The 14,821-nt window shown below is 58.2% G+C and carries 15 protein-coding genes; 9 read left to right on the top strand and 6 right to left on the bottom strand.

The genetic code is table 11. The features are described from left to right. Nucleotides 1–5: 5 nt before the first annotated feature. The 4 genes from BM225_RS18070 to miaB all read right to left on the bottom strand — a co-directional run bounded on the left by BM225_RS18070 (nt 6) and on the right by miaB (nt 3,672). Nucleotides 6–1,010 carry a PhoH family protein gene (locus tag BM225_RS18070; RefSeq protein ID WP_072705515.1) on the bottom strand — a complete coding sequence of 335 codons (1,005 nt, stop codon included), beginning with the start codon at nt 1,008–1,010 and terminating at the stop codon, nt 6–8. Nucleotides 1,011–1,195: 185 nt separating this feature from the next. Next, complete coding sequence (locus BM225_RS18065; protein ID WP_072705513.1) at nt 1,196–1,531, bottom strand: hypothetical protein; 336 nt, start codon at nt 1,529–1,531, stop codon at nt 1,196–1,198. Nucleotides 1,532–1,543: 12 nt separating this feature from the next. Continuing rightward, nucleotides 1,544–2,152 carry an OmpA family protein gene (locus tag BM225_RS18060; RefSeq protein ID WP_083595614.1) on the bottom strand — a complete coding sequence of 203 codons (609 nt, stop codon included), beginning with the start codon at nt 2,150–2,152 and terminating at the stop codon, nt 1,544–1,546. A 206-nt stretch (nt 2,153–2,358) separates the two neighbouring features. Beyond that, the gene (gene miaB, locus BM225_RS18055) at nt 2,359–3,672 is read right to left on the bottom strand and encodes a tRNA (N6-isopentenyl adenosine(37)-C2)-methylthiotransferase MiaB (protein ID WP_072705511.1); all 1,314 of its coding nucleotides are present in this window, start codon (nt 3,670–3,672) and stop codon (nt 2,359–2,361) included. A 120-nt stretch (nt 3,673–3,792) separates the two neighbouring features. Here miaB and BM225_RS18050 point away from each other — a divergent pair, with 120 nt between their 5' ends. From BM225_RS18050 to BM225_RS18040, 3 genes are all read left to right on the top strand, one after another. Beyond that, entirely contained in the window at nt 3,793–4,671 is an 879-nt protein-coding gene (locus BM225_RS18050) for a hypothetical protein (protein WP_072705509.1), read from the top strand. A gap of 110 nt (nt 4,672–4,781) precedes the next feature. Continuing rightward, nucleotides 4,782–5,294 carry a putative pterin-binding protein gene (locus BM225_RS18045; RefSeq protein WP_072705507.1) on the top strand — a complete coding sequence of 171 codons (513 nt, stop codon included), beginning with the start codon at nt 4,782–4,784 and terminating at the stop codon, nt 5,292–5,294. Between the two features lie 15 nt (nt 5,295–5,309). Then, nucleotides 5,310–7,913, top strand: coding sequence for a hybrid sensor histidine kinase/response regulator (locus tag BM225_RS18040; protein WP_072705505.1), 2,604 nt, complete (start codon nt 5,310–5,312; stop codon nt 7,911–7,913). 47 nt (nt 7,914–7,960) lie between these two features. Here the strand turns inward: BM225_RS18040 and irrA are convergent, their stop codons facing one another. Continuing rightward, on the bottom strand, nt 7,961–8,377 hold the full coding sequence (gene irrA, locus BM225_RS18035; RefSeq protein WP_072705503.1) for an iron response transcriptional regulator IrrA: 417 nt from the start codon (nt 8,375–8,377) through the stop codon (nt 7,961–7,963). Between the two features lie 193 nt (nt 8,378–8,570). On the opposite strand from irrA, the gene fabA reads away from it, so the two are divergent. From fabA to BM225_RS18020, 3 genes are read left to right on the top strand one after another with little or no spacing between them, the layout of a single operon-like run. Continuing rightward, nucleotides 8,571–9,080, top strand: a complete 510-nt coding sequence (gene fabA, locus BM225_RS18030) for a bifunctional 3-hydroxydecanoyl-ACP dehydratase/trans-2-decenoyl-ACP isomerase (RefSeq protein ID WP_072705501.1) — start codon at nt 8,571–8,573, stop codon at nt 9,078–9,080. Nucleotides 9,081–9,116: 36 nt separating this feature from the next. Continuing rightward, on the top strand, nt 9,117–10,346 hold the full coding sequence (fabB, locus tag BM225_RS18025; RefSeq protein WP_072705499.1) for a beta-ketoacyl-ACP synthase I: 1,230 nt from the start codon (nt 9,117–9,119) through the stop codon (nt 10,344–10,346). A 9-nt stretch (nt 10,347–10,355) separates the two neighbouring features. Beyond that, a complete protein-coding gene (locus BM225_RS18020) occupies nt 10,356–11,144 on the top strand; it encodes an enoyl-ACP reductase FabI (RefSeq protein ID WP_072705497.1) in 789 nt (262 codons plus the stop codon). 528 nt (nt 11,145–11,672) lie between these two features. Here BM225_RS18020 and BM225_RS18015 read toward each other — a convergent pair. Continuing rightward, nucleotides 11,673–12,101 carry an FKBP-type peptidyl-prolyl cis-trans isomerase gene (locus BM225_RS18015; protein ID WP_072705495.1) on the bottom strand — a complete coding sequence of 143 codons (429 nt, stop codon included), beginning with the start codon at nt 12,099–12,101 and terminating at the stop codon, nt 11,673–11,675. A 169-nt stretch (nt 12,102–12,270) separates the two neighbouring features. Here BM225_RS18015 and BM225_RS18010 point away from each other — a divergent pair, with 169 nt between their 5' ends. From BM225_RS18010 to BM225_RS18000, 3 genes are read left to right on the top strand one after another with little or no spacing between them, the layout of a single operon-like run. Next, nucleotides 12,271–12,960, top strand: a complete 690-nt coding sequence (locus BM225_RS18010; protein WP_092465135.1) for a haloacid dehalogenase type II — start codon at nt 12,271–12,273, stop codon at nt 12,958–12,960. Then, entirely contained in the window at nt 12,960–13,802 is an 843-nt protein-coding gene (locus BM225_RS18005; RefSeq protein ID WP_072705491.1) for an alpha/beta fold hydrolase, read from the top strand. Before BM225_RS18010 ends, BM225_RS18005 begins: the two co-directional genes overlap by 1 nt. Further along, complete coding sequence (locus tag BM225_RS18000) at nt 13,799–14,776, top strand: threonine ammonia-lyase (RefSeq protein WP_072705489.1); 978 nt, start codon at nt 13,799–13,801, stop codon at nt 14,774–14,776. The genes BM225_RS18005 and BM225_RS18000 overlap by 4 nt, the downstream gene beginning before the upstream one ends. Nucleotides 14,777–14,821 lie beyond the last annotated feature (45 nt).

Here is a 14,821-nt window from a genome sequence, read left to right as displayed (position 1 = left end):
GTGCCCTACTGTTGCTGCTGACGCTGCTGCTGGCGCTCGAACGCCTTCTGCGAGTCCTCGTCATACGCTTCGATGATCGCGCGCACCAGAGGATGTCGCACAACATCGCTGGCAGTAAAGTAGCTGAAGCTGATGTCCTTGATCCCATTTAGCAGTTGCTCAGCATGGGACAGCCCGGATTGGACACCACGCGGTAGATCGACCTGCGAACGGTCGCCGGTGATCACCATGCGGCTGCCTTCGCCAAGCCGAGTCAGGAACATCTTCATCTGCATGGTCGTGGCGTTTTGCGCCTCGTCCAGCACCACAAAGGCGTTCGACAGCGTCCGGCCACGCATAAAGGCCAGCGGCGCGATCTCGATCTTCTTTTCTTCTTTCAGCTTGGCAAGCTGCTTTCCGGGCAAGAAGTCGTTCAGAGCGTCATAAAGCGGCTGCATGTAGGGATCGACCTTGTCCTCCATCGCGCCGGGCAAAAAGCCCAAACGCTCCCCTGCCTCGACTGCGGGACGGGACAGGATGATGCGATCCACTTTGCCATCGATGAACATCGACACGCCGACCGCCACAGCCAAGTACGTTTTACCGGTGCCTGCGGGACCGATGCCAAAGGCGAGTTCATTCTCGAACAAGGACTTCACATAGGCCTTCTGCGCGTCGGTACGCGGTTCAATGACCTTCTTGCGCGTCTTGATCTCGTAATTGCCGCGCCCGAACATCTCGAGTTGATCGCCATTGGGTGTGGGCTCTGGCGGATGGGTGTCCATGCGCAATTCGCGGTCCACATCCGCAGGCTCGACCGGACGCCCTGTTTCCAGACGCTCGTACAAAGTCTCCAGCACATCTAGCGCGATGTCTGCGTTCTCTTGTTCGCCAATGATGGTGATCTGGTTCCCGCGGCGGACCAACTGAACGGTCAGCGCCTTCTCGATCTGGGTCAAGTGTCTGTCGTATTCGCCGCAAAGCGTTGACAGCAGACGGTTATCTTCGAATTCAATGAAGAGTTCAGCCATGGTCCAGCACACTTCTGCTGGCGGACGGGGCGCGTAATTTCAAGTTGCTCTCCGCTAAGTCTTTTCTTGATGCTGCCAACTTCAGAAGGCCTGCGCAAGTCTTGGTACGTAATTGTGACAGGCGCACAGAGAAAAACCCCGACAAAGCGCCGGGGTTCCTGTGAATTTTAAAGCATTTGCGATTTTTAAATCGGGTCGCCGATGATAGCGGTCGCGCCCTCTTTGAAGTCGCCGGTTGCATATGTCGGCGGGGCCGCACCGGAACACACGGGCTTGCCGTATTTGTCGAGACGCTGAGACAGATAGCCTTCGACACCGTCGTCGATGATCCAGTGGTCGCAGCCGTTCGGATCAACCCAGATGCCAGCCTGCAGTTGGCTCAGATCTTTGGAGTCGATGCCGCGGTCACGGGTCATGTCGCCGTTGTTGCCACCAAGAAAGCCGCCCTCCCAAGTACCGCCTTCGCAGGCTGCCAAGGTCAGAACGCAAGAACCGATAAGAAGGGATTTGATGAGTTTCATGTTTTCCTCACATTACCGGATGCAGAAGATTTCGACGCGGCGGTTTTGCGCCATACCCTCAACGGTGTCGTTCGGAGCCTTGGGGATCCGCTCTCCGTAACCGCGAATGTCGATGATCGGCGCGCCGACCGAATTGCCAACCTTGGCCACAGCATTCGCGCGGCGCAGGGACAGCTTCATGTTGTATTCGTCGCTTGCGCGGCTGTCGGTGTGACCCGCCACGATGTAAGCGCGGGCATCTGCACCCTGAAAGAACTCCTGCAGACGCTGGCGGCCCGGCGCGGTAATCCGCGAGCTATCGGTCGGGAAATACTGGTCGGTATTCAGAACGCCGCACAGGTTCCGCTCGTGGCAGACAGGAGTTCCGTCGCGGCGCACGTGGGGGCTCATGTAGCCCTCGGCACCATCATCCATCACCCAATGCTCGCAGCCATCGGGGTCAATCCAAATCGTGGGAATGTACTGCTCACCCTGAACAGTGACCGTGGCACCCTGCTGAACTTGCTGCACGCCGTAGTTCTCGTTGGTGACGTACCCTTGCTGTGCAAATGCAGTTCCGGCCGCCAGCGCAGTACAGGCCGCGACGATGGCGCCAGCAGTGCGTGTCAAACTTTTTTTCATATTTCCTTCCCCGATCCGAACAATTTCGCAAATAGGAACCTTAAACGAAACTTACCCGAAGGCTTATCTCTAATCCATTGGGGAAAATCGTTTATATCCGGCTAAGGGAATAGCTACACACGTCCGAATGAAAACAATAAGCCCGTTACCCCCATAATGATGAGAATAACGGGACAGTCAACACTTTGACAGGCGGCTCGCCCGAATCAGACGAGGCGACCTGCCAGCGAATTCGGGCCACTTTCGGTGATTTCCACCTGACGCAGATCACCGGCTGTCAATCCATCCGCCTGAACGTGAACCGCGTGCAGATATTCCGACTTACCGACCATCTGACCTTCTAGTCGACCGGGCTTTTCAAAAAGTACGTTTACCTTGCGGCCGACCATATCATCCTGCACCTCGCGTTGGTGACGGGTGATAACTGCTTGCAGGCGGGACAAGCGCTCGGATTTCACGTCCTCGGACAGCTGTTCACGCTCTGCCGCGGGGGTGCCGGGGCGCGTGGAATACTTGAAGGAATAGGCGTAGCCGTATTTCACCGCTTCGAGCAGATCCATGGTCGCCTGGAAATCCTCTTCGGTTTCTTCGGGGAAGCCGACGATGAAATCACCCGACATCAGAATATCAGGACGAGCTTCGCGAATACGCTCGATCAATTTCAGGTATTCTTCAGCAGTGTGGCTGCGGTTCATCCGTTTCAGGATCTTGTCAGAGCCAGACTGCACGGGCAGGTGCAGATAAGGCATCAATTTCTTGCAGGTGCCATGCGCCTCGATCAGATCATCGGACATGTCATTGGGGTGGCTCGTGGTGAAACGAATGCGCTCCAGCCCATCAACTTTGTCCAGTTCCCAGATCAGCTTGGCCAGGGACCACGTGCCGCCTTCACCTTCGCCGTGATAAGCATTCACATTCTGACCCAGCAAAGTTATTTCACGCACACCGCGCTCGACAAGATCATTTGCCTCGCGAATGATCTGCTGAACGGGACGCGAAACCTCGGCGCCGCGGGTATACGGCACCACACAGAACGCACAGAATTTGTCACAGCCTTCTTGGACGGACAGGAATGCGGTCGGGCCACGCGACGCTTTGGGGCGGCCTTTCAGCTTTTCGAACTTGTCTTCCTCGGGGAAGTCGATGTCCACGGGTTTCTGACCCGCACGCGATTTTGCCTCGAGTTCAGGCAGGCGGTGGTAGCTTTGGGGACCGACGACCAGATCGACCATCGGCTGGCGGCGCATGATCTCTTCGCCTTCGGCCTGAGCGACACAGCCCGCGACACCGATGCGCAGATCTGGCTTCTCGGCCTTGAGGTTTTTGAAACGGCCCAGTTCGGAATAGACCTTCTCGGCGGCCTTCTCACGAATGTGGCAGGTGTTCAGCAGGATCATGTCCGCGTCTTCGGGCGTCTCGGTTTTGACGTACCCGTCCATGACTTCGGCCATCCGCTCGCTGTCGTAGACGTTCATCTGACAGCCATAGGTTTTGATGTACAGCTTCTTAGGCTCGGCCATGACGCGCTTCCGGTTCTGTATGGGGAAAGTTTGAGCGCAGCTTTTATCCCCTTGGGGCTTATCTTGCAATGGCAGGCAGAATGACCCAATTTGGGCGGGATCGCATCATAGGATCAATTGATGAACTACGCGAATTTGAACGAATTTTTGAAACGTGGGACCGCAATTTTTGCCAAAGGTCCCATCGCCCTGATTTTTGCCGAAGATCCGGTAGAGCTCGACTCAACCATTTTGCACCACCTTTGCCTCGGGTTTCGGAATGTTGTGATTTTCGGCGGCCCAACCATCGAGATCGAACCCCACATCACCGAAGGGCCGGACGCAGAGAAAGTGCATTTCGTGATGTACGACCTCTTGCCTGACGGCGCCCTGCCCCACGCCGTGAATGCCGTGTCCGAACAGATGCAGGGCCAATGGGTCTTTTACTGCTATAACGCAGAGTATCTGTTTTTCCCCTTCTGCGAGACGCGCACCATTGGCGAAATGGTCACCTTCCACACCGAGGAGCGCCGCGATGCGATGCTGACCTATGTGGTTGATCTGTATGCCAAGGACCTGAACGAGCATCCCGATGCCGTGAACCTGGACGAAGCTTATTTGGACCGTTCAGGCTATTTCGCTTTGGGGCGTCCTGATGCCATGCGCCACCCCAAGGAACGGCAGCTCGATTTCTTTGGCGGATTACGCTGGCGGTTCGAGGAGTATGTCCCCGCACCGCGCCGCAAAATCGACCGAATCTCTATCTTCAAAGCCAAGCCCGGCGTGGCCCTGCTGAGCGACTACACGTTCACCGACGAGGAGTATAATACGTACTCTTGCCCGTGGCATCACAACCTGACAGCCGCAGTTGCCAGTTTTCGCGCCGCTAAGGCGCTGCGCCGCAACCCCGGCAGCGCCTTTAATATCCATAGTTTTATGTGGCACGCATCAACAAAATTCGAATGGGATTCCGCACAGTTGATGGACCTTGGCCTGATGGAACCGGGGCAATGGTTCTGACCCGAATACAACCTTTCGGAGGTACTGAATGCTCCATTGATCAGGTGCCCGCCCTTATGGTGGCGTGATAAGCCAACAACGAAGCCATTTTTTACGTAGGAGGCGTAGTCATGTCTTTCATGGATTTCATGGGGAAAACCTTCGCAATCGCGGCACTCGGGCTTGCCCCTGCCATGGCCAATGCGCTCGATGCCCCCACCGGCGAAGTTGTTCTGACCGTCACCGGCAACATCACAGAAACCAACAACGGCGATCAGGCGGATTTCGACATCGAAATGCTCGAAGCTCTGGGCACCGAAAGCTTTGAGACCACCACCCAGTGGACCGAAGGCACTCCGACCTTCAAAGGACCCAGCCTGAAGACCGTCCTAGATGCTGTTGGCGCTGGCTCGACCGAGTTGCGGGCCACCGCGCTGAATGACTACTCTATCGAAATGGACGCAGGCACCGACGGCTTCCCCGGGCCTGTTATCGCGACCAAGATGAACGGCGAACCAATGTCGGTCCGCAGCAAAGGCCCCCTGTGGCTGGTCTACCCTTACGATCTGGACCCCAAGTTTCAGAGCGAGGTCGTTTTCTCGAACAGCATCTGGCAGCTCCGCTCGATCAACGTCGCGGACTAATTCAGGACCCCTGACGTGTCGAACAAGCGCAAGACAGAGCAAATCCGCCTGAAAGGGCGCGGCCTTCGAATGGTCGCGCTCGTGCTCTTTATTGGCATTGCTTTGGCTTCTGTGACGGCACTGACCCTCAGCGTCTTTCAAAAACAAAAGGAGCTGCAAGTCGCGACGTCCGACAGTGTGATCTGGACGCTGTCGCAGCTCGAAGTCGAATACCTGAAGTTTTCTTCCGCACTTCAGGAAGCCCGCACAGACGGCGACAACCCTGCCAAGCTGCGTGACCTGCGCCAGAAGTTCGACATTTTTTACAGCCGGGTGGACACGGTTTCAAACCTACGCGGCCTGTACAAATACGAAGGCGGCGCAGAAACGCGCGCCATCTTTGGAGTGATCCGAAATGAATTGGATCAGTCCATTCCCCTGATCGACGGCAGCGATGAAATGCTGGCTGCGGGCCTCCCCACTCTGTCATTGCGCGACGCGCGGATCGGCGACTTGGTCCGCACCGCATCGCTGGAAAATCTACAGAACTACGTCGGGATTTCGAACGTCGCCCGCGAGACTGTGCTGCGCATGATGCAGATGCTGGGGGCTTTGACCATCGGCATGATGATTGCACTGGCCGTGACCATCCTAATCCTGTTCCGCTTGGCTGGCACCAATGAACGCCGCGCCATCGAGCAGCGCCAATTGGCTGCCCGCATGCAGACCATCTTGGACAGCTCTCTTGACGCAGTTCTGGTGGTGGACACTGACGGCTTTATCCACCAGTTCAACGGCGCCGCTGAAAAGGTCTTTGGCTACACAAGCGCCGAAGTGATTGGCGGCAACCTGACAGATCTGATCATTCCCGAAGAATACCGCCGCGCCCACGAGATCGGGATGCAGCGCATGCGCGACCGTGGGGAAACCCGTCTGGTCGGCCGAGGCCGGATCGAGATTGAGGCACAGCGCAAATCAGGAGCGATCTTTCCTGTAGAACTGTCCATCGAAGAAGTTGTCTCGGACGATGAAATCTATTTCGTCAGCTTTATCCGCGACATCTCTGATCGCAAACAAGCCGAGCGCGAATTGGTCGAAGCCCGTGACCGCGCACTGGCTGGCGAGCGGACAAAGTCCCGTTTCCTTGCGATCATGAGCCACGAGATGCGCACGCCGCTCAACGGGCTCTTGGGCATGCTCGACCTGCTGCGTCAGACCCGCACCGACAACAAACAGAACTTCTACATCGACAATATGGACTTCTCGGGTCGCGTCCTGCTCGACCTGATCAACAATGTTCTAGACCTGACCAAGCTCGACACCGAGGTTGATGGGCTGAACAATTCTAGCTTCGACCCCGAACGTCTGATCCAAGAGGTTCTGGCCTCGCAACTGGCGCTCGCTCGCAAGAACGACAACCAGCTGCACTACGAATGGGTTGGCGATCCGGTCAAAGGCGTGCTGTCTGATCGCGCCCGTCTGCGCCAGATCCTGCTGAACCTTGTGAACAATGCGATCAAGTTCACCGAAAACGGCGAGATCACCGTCGAGGCAGAGATTCTAGATCCTCTGACCATGGACGGCCGCCCCGAGTTGGAGTTGCGCATTCTGGACACCGGTTGCGGCATTCCGGAGAGCGACATCGACCGCGTGTTCGATGACTTTGAGACTGTGGATGCCAACTACGACCGCGCCGTCGAGGGCTCTGGCCTTGGCCTCGGGATCGTGCGCCGACTGGTGCAGATGATGGGCGGCAAAATCGGCGTCGAGAGCGAAGTCGACGAAGGCAGCCTGTTCTGGGTCCGCCTGCCCATCGTCAAGACTGAGACCAACGACGATACTGCTCAATTCGCGGCTCTGGCCAACACCGTCAAAGCTGGTGCGAACCTGTTGATGGTCGAGGATAACGAGATCAACCGCCGCGTTCTGCGCGAGATGTTAGAGGCGCAGGGGCACACGGTATCCGAAGCCCACAACGGTCTGGAAGCGGTAGAGAAGACCAGCATTGATCTATACGATGCAATCCTGATGGACATCTCCATGCCTGGTATGGATGGCGTCACCGCAACAAAGCACATCCGCGCCAGCGGCGGGCCGAATGCCCATTCGCCGATTATCGCGGTCACTGCCCACGCCATGCCCGAAGAGCTACAAAGCTTTATCGATGCGGGGGTGAACGCTGTTCTCAACAAACCTGTCGTTCGCAACGAGTTGACCAAGACGCTGAACCAGTGGATCGGTGAGGATGACAGCTTTGACCCTGACCACGTCGAAGAAGCAGAACCCGAAGAGAATGTGATCAAGTCGCTTGCTCGCGATCTGCCGCCAGAGGATTTGTCGGGACTGGTCGGGCGCTTTATCACCGAGACGGACGGCGTATTCGTAGAAATGGCCGCGATGCCACATGACGAAGAGCACCGCGCCGAGATCACCTCAATGGTGCACAAAACTGCAGGCTCGGCAGGCAGCTTTGGCCTCAGCGACTTCCACCACGATCTGGCCGCGGCTCAAACGGGGCTAAAGACTGACCCAGATTTCGACATCGGCGCGTCCGTCAGCCATCTGAACCGCAGCTGGCAAATCGCACGGGAAGAAGTCGTAAAAACTCTCGACGATCTACAGATTACTCTGGAGCATTAAAAAAGGGGCCCTCGCGGCCCCTTCGCTATATCCCCTGTTGTGCCGTCTTACTTGCGGCGCAAACGGATCACCACATCGACCTTGGCAATTTCCATCCCTGCAGGTGCGTTGGGCAGGCTGATGATTTCCAGATCCTCAGCAGGGGCGTCGGTCAGGCGCGCCTCGTCTTCCCAGTAGAAGTGCGGGTGGTCGTGGGTGTTCGTGTCGAAATAGCTCTTTGAGCCATCCACCGTCACCTCGTTGATCAGCCCCACGTCGCAAAATGCGCGCAAGGTATTATAAACTGTCGCCAGCGACACCTTGTGCCCCTGCTTCAGCGCGGCGGAATACAGGCTCTCTGCGGTGACGTGGCGATCTTCGCCGTCGCCAACCAGCAACTCGGCAAGTGCCAGACGTTGCCGCGTCGGACGCAGACCTGCTGTCGCAAGCCAGTCGGTTCCGCGTTCTGTCGCTGTGGTAGTCATGCTGCCTCGGGCTGTTCTGGGTTAAAAGGGAATATAGGACGTTTCCCTAGGGTTTTTCAACGCCCCGAATACGCTGTCCAATGGAACGTATAACGACGTGCCAACACGTCATGCCCTTGCCACCCTTTGTGCGCGGGTGCTAAGGGGTGCGAAACGCGAAATGACCGTAAAACCATCATAAGGAGCCGCCTCGATGGCCGATTATCCCACCAGCTTCGACAAAGAAGAGCTGCTGAAATGTGCACGAGGTGAATTGTTCGGACCCGGCAACGCACAGCTGCCTGCCCCGCCGATGCTGATGATGGACCGGATTACTGAAGTTTCTGCCGATGGCGGCGAGCATGGCAAAGGCCACATCATCGCCGAATTCGACATCACACCGGACCTGTGGTTCTTTGACTGCCACTTCCCCGGCAACCCGATCATGCCCGGTTGTCTGGGTCTGGATGGCCTGTGGCAGCTAACCGGCTTTAACCTAGGCTGGCGTGGCTGGCAGGGTCGCGGCTATGCTCTGGGTGTGGGAGAGGTTAAACTGACCGGTATGGTCCGCCCCGATCGCAAAATGCTGACCTACCGCGTGAACTTCACCAAAGCCGTTCAGACCCGCCGTCTGACCATGGGTGTGGCCGATGGCATCGTCGAAGCCGATGGCGAAGTCATCTATCAGGTCAAAGACATGAAGGTCGCTCTCTCCGAGAGCTAATCCATCACGATTTCCATCAGGGAAGAGGAGTGCGCCATGCGCCGCGTCGTCGTCACAGGTTTGGGCGTAGTATCGTCCATTGGTAACAATGCCGCCGAAGTTCTGGACAGCCTGAAGGCTGGCCGTTCGGGCATCACAGCCAACGAGGACATGAAGGAATACGGCTTTCGCAGCCAGATCGCAGGCGCGATCAACCTTGATGTCACCCAGCACGTAGACAAGCGCACCCTGCGCTTCATGGGCCCCGGTGCGGCCTATGCCCATATCGCCATGCAGCAGGCCATCGCCGATGCCGGTCTTGAAGAGTCGGACATCGTGAACGAGCGCACCGGCCTTGTGGCCGGTTCCGGTGGTCCCTCGACCAGCTCCATGCTCGCTGCCCACCAGACGGTTCTGAAGAACATGTCGCCCAAGCGGATCGGGCCCTTTGCGGTTCCGAAATGCATGAGCTCGACCATCTCGGCGAACCTGTCGACCGCGTTCAAGATCAAGGGCATCAACTACTCGATCACCTCGGCATGCTCGACTTCTCTGCACTGCATCGGCAACGCAGCCGAGCAGATCATGATGGGCAAGCAGGACGTGATGTTCGCAGGCGGCGGCGAAGAGCTAGACTGGACCCTGTCCTGCCTGTTCGACGCGATGGGCGCGATGTCCTCGAAATACAACGACACCCCCGAGAAGGCTTCGCGTGCGTTTGACGCGGACCGTGATGGTTTTGTCATCGGTGGCGGCGGCGGTATCGTCGTTCTGGAAGATCTAGAGCACGCTCTGGCCCGCGGCGCCAAAATCTACGCCGAAGTGACTGGCTACGCCGCGACCTCGGACGGTCACGACATGGTTGCCCCCAGCGGCGAAGGCGGCGAGCGCGCGATGCGTCTGGCCCTGCAGTCCCTGAACCCCGAGCGCAAAGTTGGTTACATCAACGCGCACGGCACCTCGACCCCCGTGGGCGATGTGGGCGAAGTCGAAGCGGTCCGCCGCGTCTTTGGCGAAGGCAACACACCGCTGATCTCCTCGACCAAATCGATGACTGGTCACAGCCAGGGCGCAACCGGCGCCCAAGAGGCCATCTACTGCCTCTTGATGCTGCAGAACGACTTCATCGCACCGTCGATCAACGTCGAAACGCTGGACCCCGCGCTGAAGCCCGAAGAGATCGCAACGGCGCGCGTGGATAACGCGGGTCTCGACACTGTAATGACCAACTCGTTTGGTTTCGGCGGGACCAACGGGTCCATGCTGCTCAGCAAGTATCTGGGGTGATTTTAGAACATGGCTGATTTGATGAAGGGCAAACGCGGTCTGGTGATGGGTGTCGCCAACAACCGCTCGATTGCTTGGGGCATTGCAAGCGCAATGGCCGCCGAGGGCGCGGAACTGGCGTTCTCTTACCAAGGCGAAGCGTTCGGTCAGCGGGTCAAACCGCTGGCAGAGAGCGTGGGCTCGGATTTCCTGGTTGATATGGACGTCACCGACGAGGCGTCCTTGGATGCCGGTTTCGCCGCGCTCAAAGAGCGTTGGGACAGCATCGACTTTGTCGTTCACGCGATCGCGTATTCGGACAAGAACGAGCTGACCGGACGCTTCATCAACACCAGCCGAGACAACTTCAAGCACTCGTTGGAAATCTCTTGCTTCAGCTTCATCGACGTGGCGCGCCGCGCGTCCAAGATGATGCCGAACGGCGGTACGCTGCTGACCCTGACCTATCAGGGCTCGAACCGCGTGACCCCCTACTACAACGTCATGGGCGTGGCCAAGGCGGCGCTGGAATCGGCCACCCGCTATCTGGCCAACGATCTGGGCCAACAGGGCATCCGCGTGAACGCGATCTCCCCTGGCCCGATGAAAACGCTGGCAGGCGCAGCGATCGGCGGCGCACGTAAAACCTTCAAGCACACCGCAGCGAACGCGCCCTTGGGCGACAACGCAACGCTCGAAGCCGTGGGCGGCACCGCTGTCTACTTGGCCTCGGACTACGGCGCGTGCACCAGCGGCGAGATCATCACCGTGGATGGAGGCTTCCACGTCCTAGGTATGCCGCAAGCAGACAACATTTGATCTTGTCTGCTTGCCGAATTCAAAACGCGCATCCACACGGGTGCGCGTTTTGAATTTGCGGCTAAGCTTGCGGAGGTCTGGGTCTAAATGAACGGGCGACACCAGTCCAGATCATCAAACATTGAGACCCGCACGTTCACTAGATCCGGCAGTATTCCGATGCATGTGAACAGCCAGCTATAACCATCCGGGCAATAATGATGGGTGAGATCAGAGGATTTCGCACCCCCGAGCACGGTCGCACCCCGCACAACCTCAAACCCAGAGTGGGCTACATTGCGGAGAGAGAGTGGGCGCTAGAACTCATCCGCTAGCATCCCTTGCAATGGCATGCCGATGTCATGACCGCAGGCACATTCACCGAAACGGCCGTTGCGCCGTAGCGGCAAGTTCCAGCCTAAGGCAGTGTTTGCGCGGGCATGGAGACCTCGTGATTGACAAAGGTCTTGGCTACCACTCTCTGCGCCCTGCCCCCAAAAACAAGGGCGACCCAAAGGCCGCCCCGTCAAACCGTTTTGAGCGAAGAGATCAGGCGATCTCGACCAGCTCCAGCGCGAAAGTCAGATCCTGACCGGCCAGCGGGTGGTTTGCGTCCAGAACCACCTGCTCTTCGGTGACTTCCTGAACGACGACGGGAACAACTTGACCCGAGGGGGTCTGCATCTGCAGCTGCAGGCCAACTTCCAGTGGGATGTCTGCGGGAATGTCTGCGCGCGGCACGGGCTGGCACGCTTCTTCCTGACGCTCGCCATAGGCTTCGGCTGCGGGGATGGTGATGTTTTTCTTCTCGCCAACGGTCATGCCGGTGACGCCCTTGTCAAAGCCAGCGATCACTTGGCCACTGCCCAGAGTGAATTCCAGTGGGTCACGACCCGCCGAGCTGTCGAACTGGCTGCCATCGTTCAGAGTGCCAGTGTAATGGATGCGTACTTTATCGCCCGATTTTGCTTCGGTCATGAGGGACTCGCTTTCTACATTTTCGGAGGGTGAGTTGGCGGAGGCCACGGTCCGTTGCGCGGGTTCTCCTTTGCGATCCTTACGAACTTAGGGATCGTGCCCGCAGATTGCAAACCGCTTTTATTTTATGGGGAATGCGTGCAGTCTATGCCCACAAGGGGAGGAGACCTTGATGACATCGACCTGTATTTTCGACGCCTATGGCACGCTCTTTGACGTGTCGGGCGCCGCCAAACAGGCTGCGTCCACGCCAGAGGGACAGGCATTGGCGGACCACTGGCCCGCCTTGGCTGCATCGTGGCGGGCAAAGCAGCTAGAATACACTTGGCTCAGAGCCATCACCGGGGCCCATACCGATTTCTGGCAGGTGACCCAAGACAGTCTAGACTGGTCGCTCGAGGCGATGGGACTGGATCAGGATGCCACCCTTCGGACGCAGCTTCTGGATCTCTATCGGGCACTACCTGCCTATCCTGAGGTACCTGAAATCCTGCGCTCCCTGAAGTCCATGGGCAAACGATGTGCAATCCTGTCAAATGGATCGCCGAAAATGCTGGAAGATGCGGTAGTGTCCGCCGGAATTGCGAATTTTCTTGACGGTTTGATCTCGGTCGAAGACGCAGGTGTCTACAAGCCGGATTACGCTGTCTATGATCTGGTTGGCGCACGCTTTGACACCAGCGCGGATGAAGTCCTGTTCGTGTCGTCCAATGGATGGGATGCCGCTGGTGCTGCGGGCTACGGTTTCAACACGCTCTGGGTCAATCGCATGGGTCAGCCGATAGACAGGATGCCGTGGCGGCCCCGTTTCGTCGCTGCAGACTTGACCGGAATTACAGACGTTTTGGAGGAAATCTAATGCCCCGTTTTGACACAAGTGATGGACTGAGCCTGCATTACACCGACCAAGGTGACGGACTGCCCGTGCTGTGCTTGCCAGGGCTGACCCGCAATGGCGACGATTTCCAGTTCGTGCTGCCCCATCTCAAGGGTGTGCGTGCGATCACACTCGACAGTCGTGGGCGCGGGCTGTCCGAGTGGGATGGCGACTACATGAACTATTCGATCCCGCGCGAGGCTGCGGATGTGGTCGAACTTTGTGCATTTCTAGGATTGGAACGGGTCGTCATCCTTGGGACATCTCGCGGCGGCCTGATCGCGATGGGGCTGGCGGTGACGCATCCGCAGCTCCTTCAGGGTGTTATTCTGAACGACATAGGCCCTGTCATAGACGAAGACGGACTGGACCGGATCAAGGATTACGTGGGCGTCACCCCGCGCTTTCCCGATCTGGAAACCGCTGCGCAAGCAATGGCCAAAGCAGAAGCCGGCGGAGAGTTTCCGAACGTCCCGTTGTCGCGCTGGCGCGCACATGCGGCAGCGATCTACCGTCAGGCCGACAACCACGTGGTGCTGCGCTACGATCCGCGGCTCGGGGATGCCATGCGCGAGCAGGCCAAGGCAGGCGACTTCCCCGATCTGTGGCCCTTCTTTGATGCGCTCAAAGGTAAACCGGTTGCTGTGATCCGCGGGGCAAACTCGGATCTCTTGTCTGAAGCGACGGTTGCTGAAATGTCGCGACGTCACGGGGACTTGGTGGTCGCGACCGTGCCGGATCGGGGCCATGTGCCTTTCCTCGATGAACCCGAAGCGTTAAAGGCAATCAACGCTGTTCTAGAGAGTATCCGAGTTCCTGCATGACCGACATCGCTGCGATCACCGCCGCCGCCGAACGCCTAAAGAGTCACGCCCGCCGCACCCCGCTGCTGGAGTCACCCTTTCTTAACGAGTTGGCAGGGCGGCGGGTTCTGGTCAAACCAGAGTGTTTGCAGCACACCGGATCTTTTAAATTCCGCGGGGCATGGTCTGCCCTCTCGGCGCTGGACCCAGAGGTCCGCGCCAAAGGCGTTTTAGCTTATTCCAGCGGAAACCATGCTCAAGGGATCGCCTATGCCGCTGCGCGCCATGGTGTGCCCTCGGTCATCGTGATGCCCGAAGATGCCCCTGCCCTGAAACTGGCCAACACCCGCGCCTTAGGTGCCGAGGTGGTGACCTATGATCGCGTGGGCGGCGAAAGCCGAGAAGCGATCGGCCAAGCCCTGAGCAAAGAGCGCGGTCTGACCCTGATCAAACCCTATGACGAGCCCATGGTGATCGCGGGCCAAGGCACCACGGGTCTTGAGATCGCAGAGCAAGCGGCGGAACTGGGTGTCACAACAGGCGACGTTCTAGTGTGCTGCGGGGGCGGCGGATTGACCGCTGGGGTCGCACTAGCGCTCGAGGCGCACGCACCCCAGATGCGGGCCCGTCCCGTTGAACCCGTCGGTTTCGACGACACGAAGCGTTCGCTGATCGCTGGGGAAATCCTTTCGAATGACCGGCCGTCCGGCAGCATCTGCGACGCGATCGTGACGCCTGCGCCGGGTCTATTGACCTTTCCGATCCAGCAGCGCCTTTGCGGACCGGGGATCGCTGTAACTGACAATGACGCCTTGCGCGCAATGGCCCAAGCGTTCCTGCGGCTCAAGATCGTTGCTGAACCGGGGGGGGCCGTTGCCTTGGCCGCAGCGCTCTACCATACGGACGACATCCAAGGTGACGCCGTCGTTGCGGTTGTCTCTGGCGGCAATGTTGATCCGGCACAATTCAGCAAAGCGCTTGCAACGCTGGAGTAATCGGCGGATTTGGACCGGCTCTGTGCGAAAGAGTTGCCCTGTGCA

Source organism: Donghicola eburneus, assembly GCF_900115865.1.
GTDB lineage: Bacteria > Pseudomonadota > Alphaproteobacteria > Rhodobacterales > Rhodobacteraceae > Donghicola > Donghicola eburneus.
Note: the sequence above shows the minus strand (reverse complement) of the source record. Positions and strands in the feature narration are given on the sequence as shown.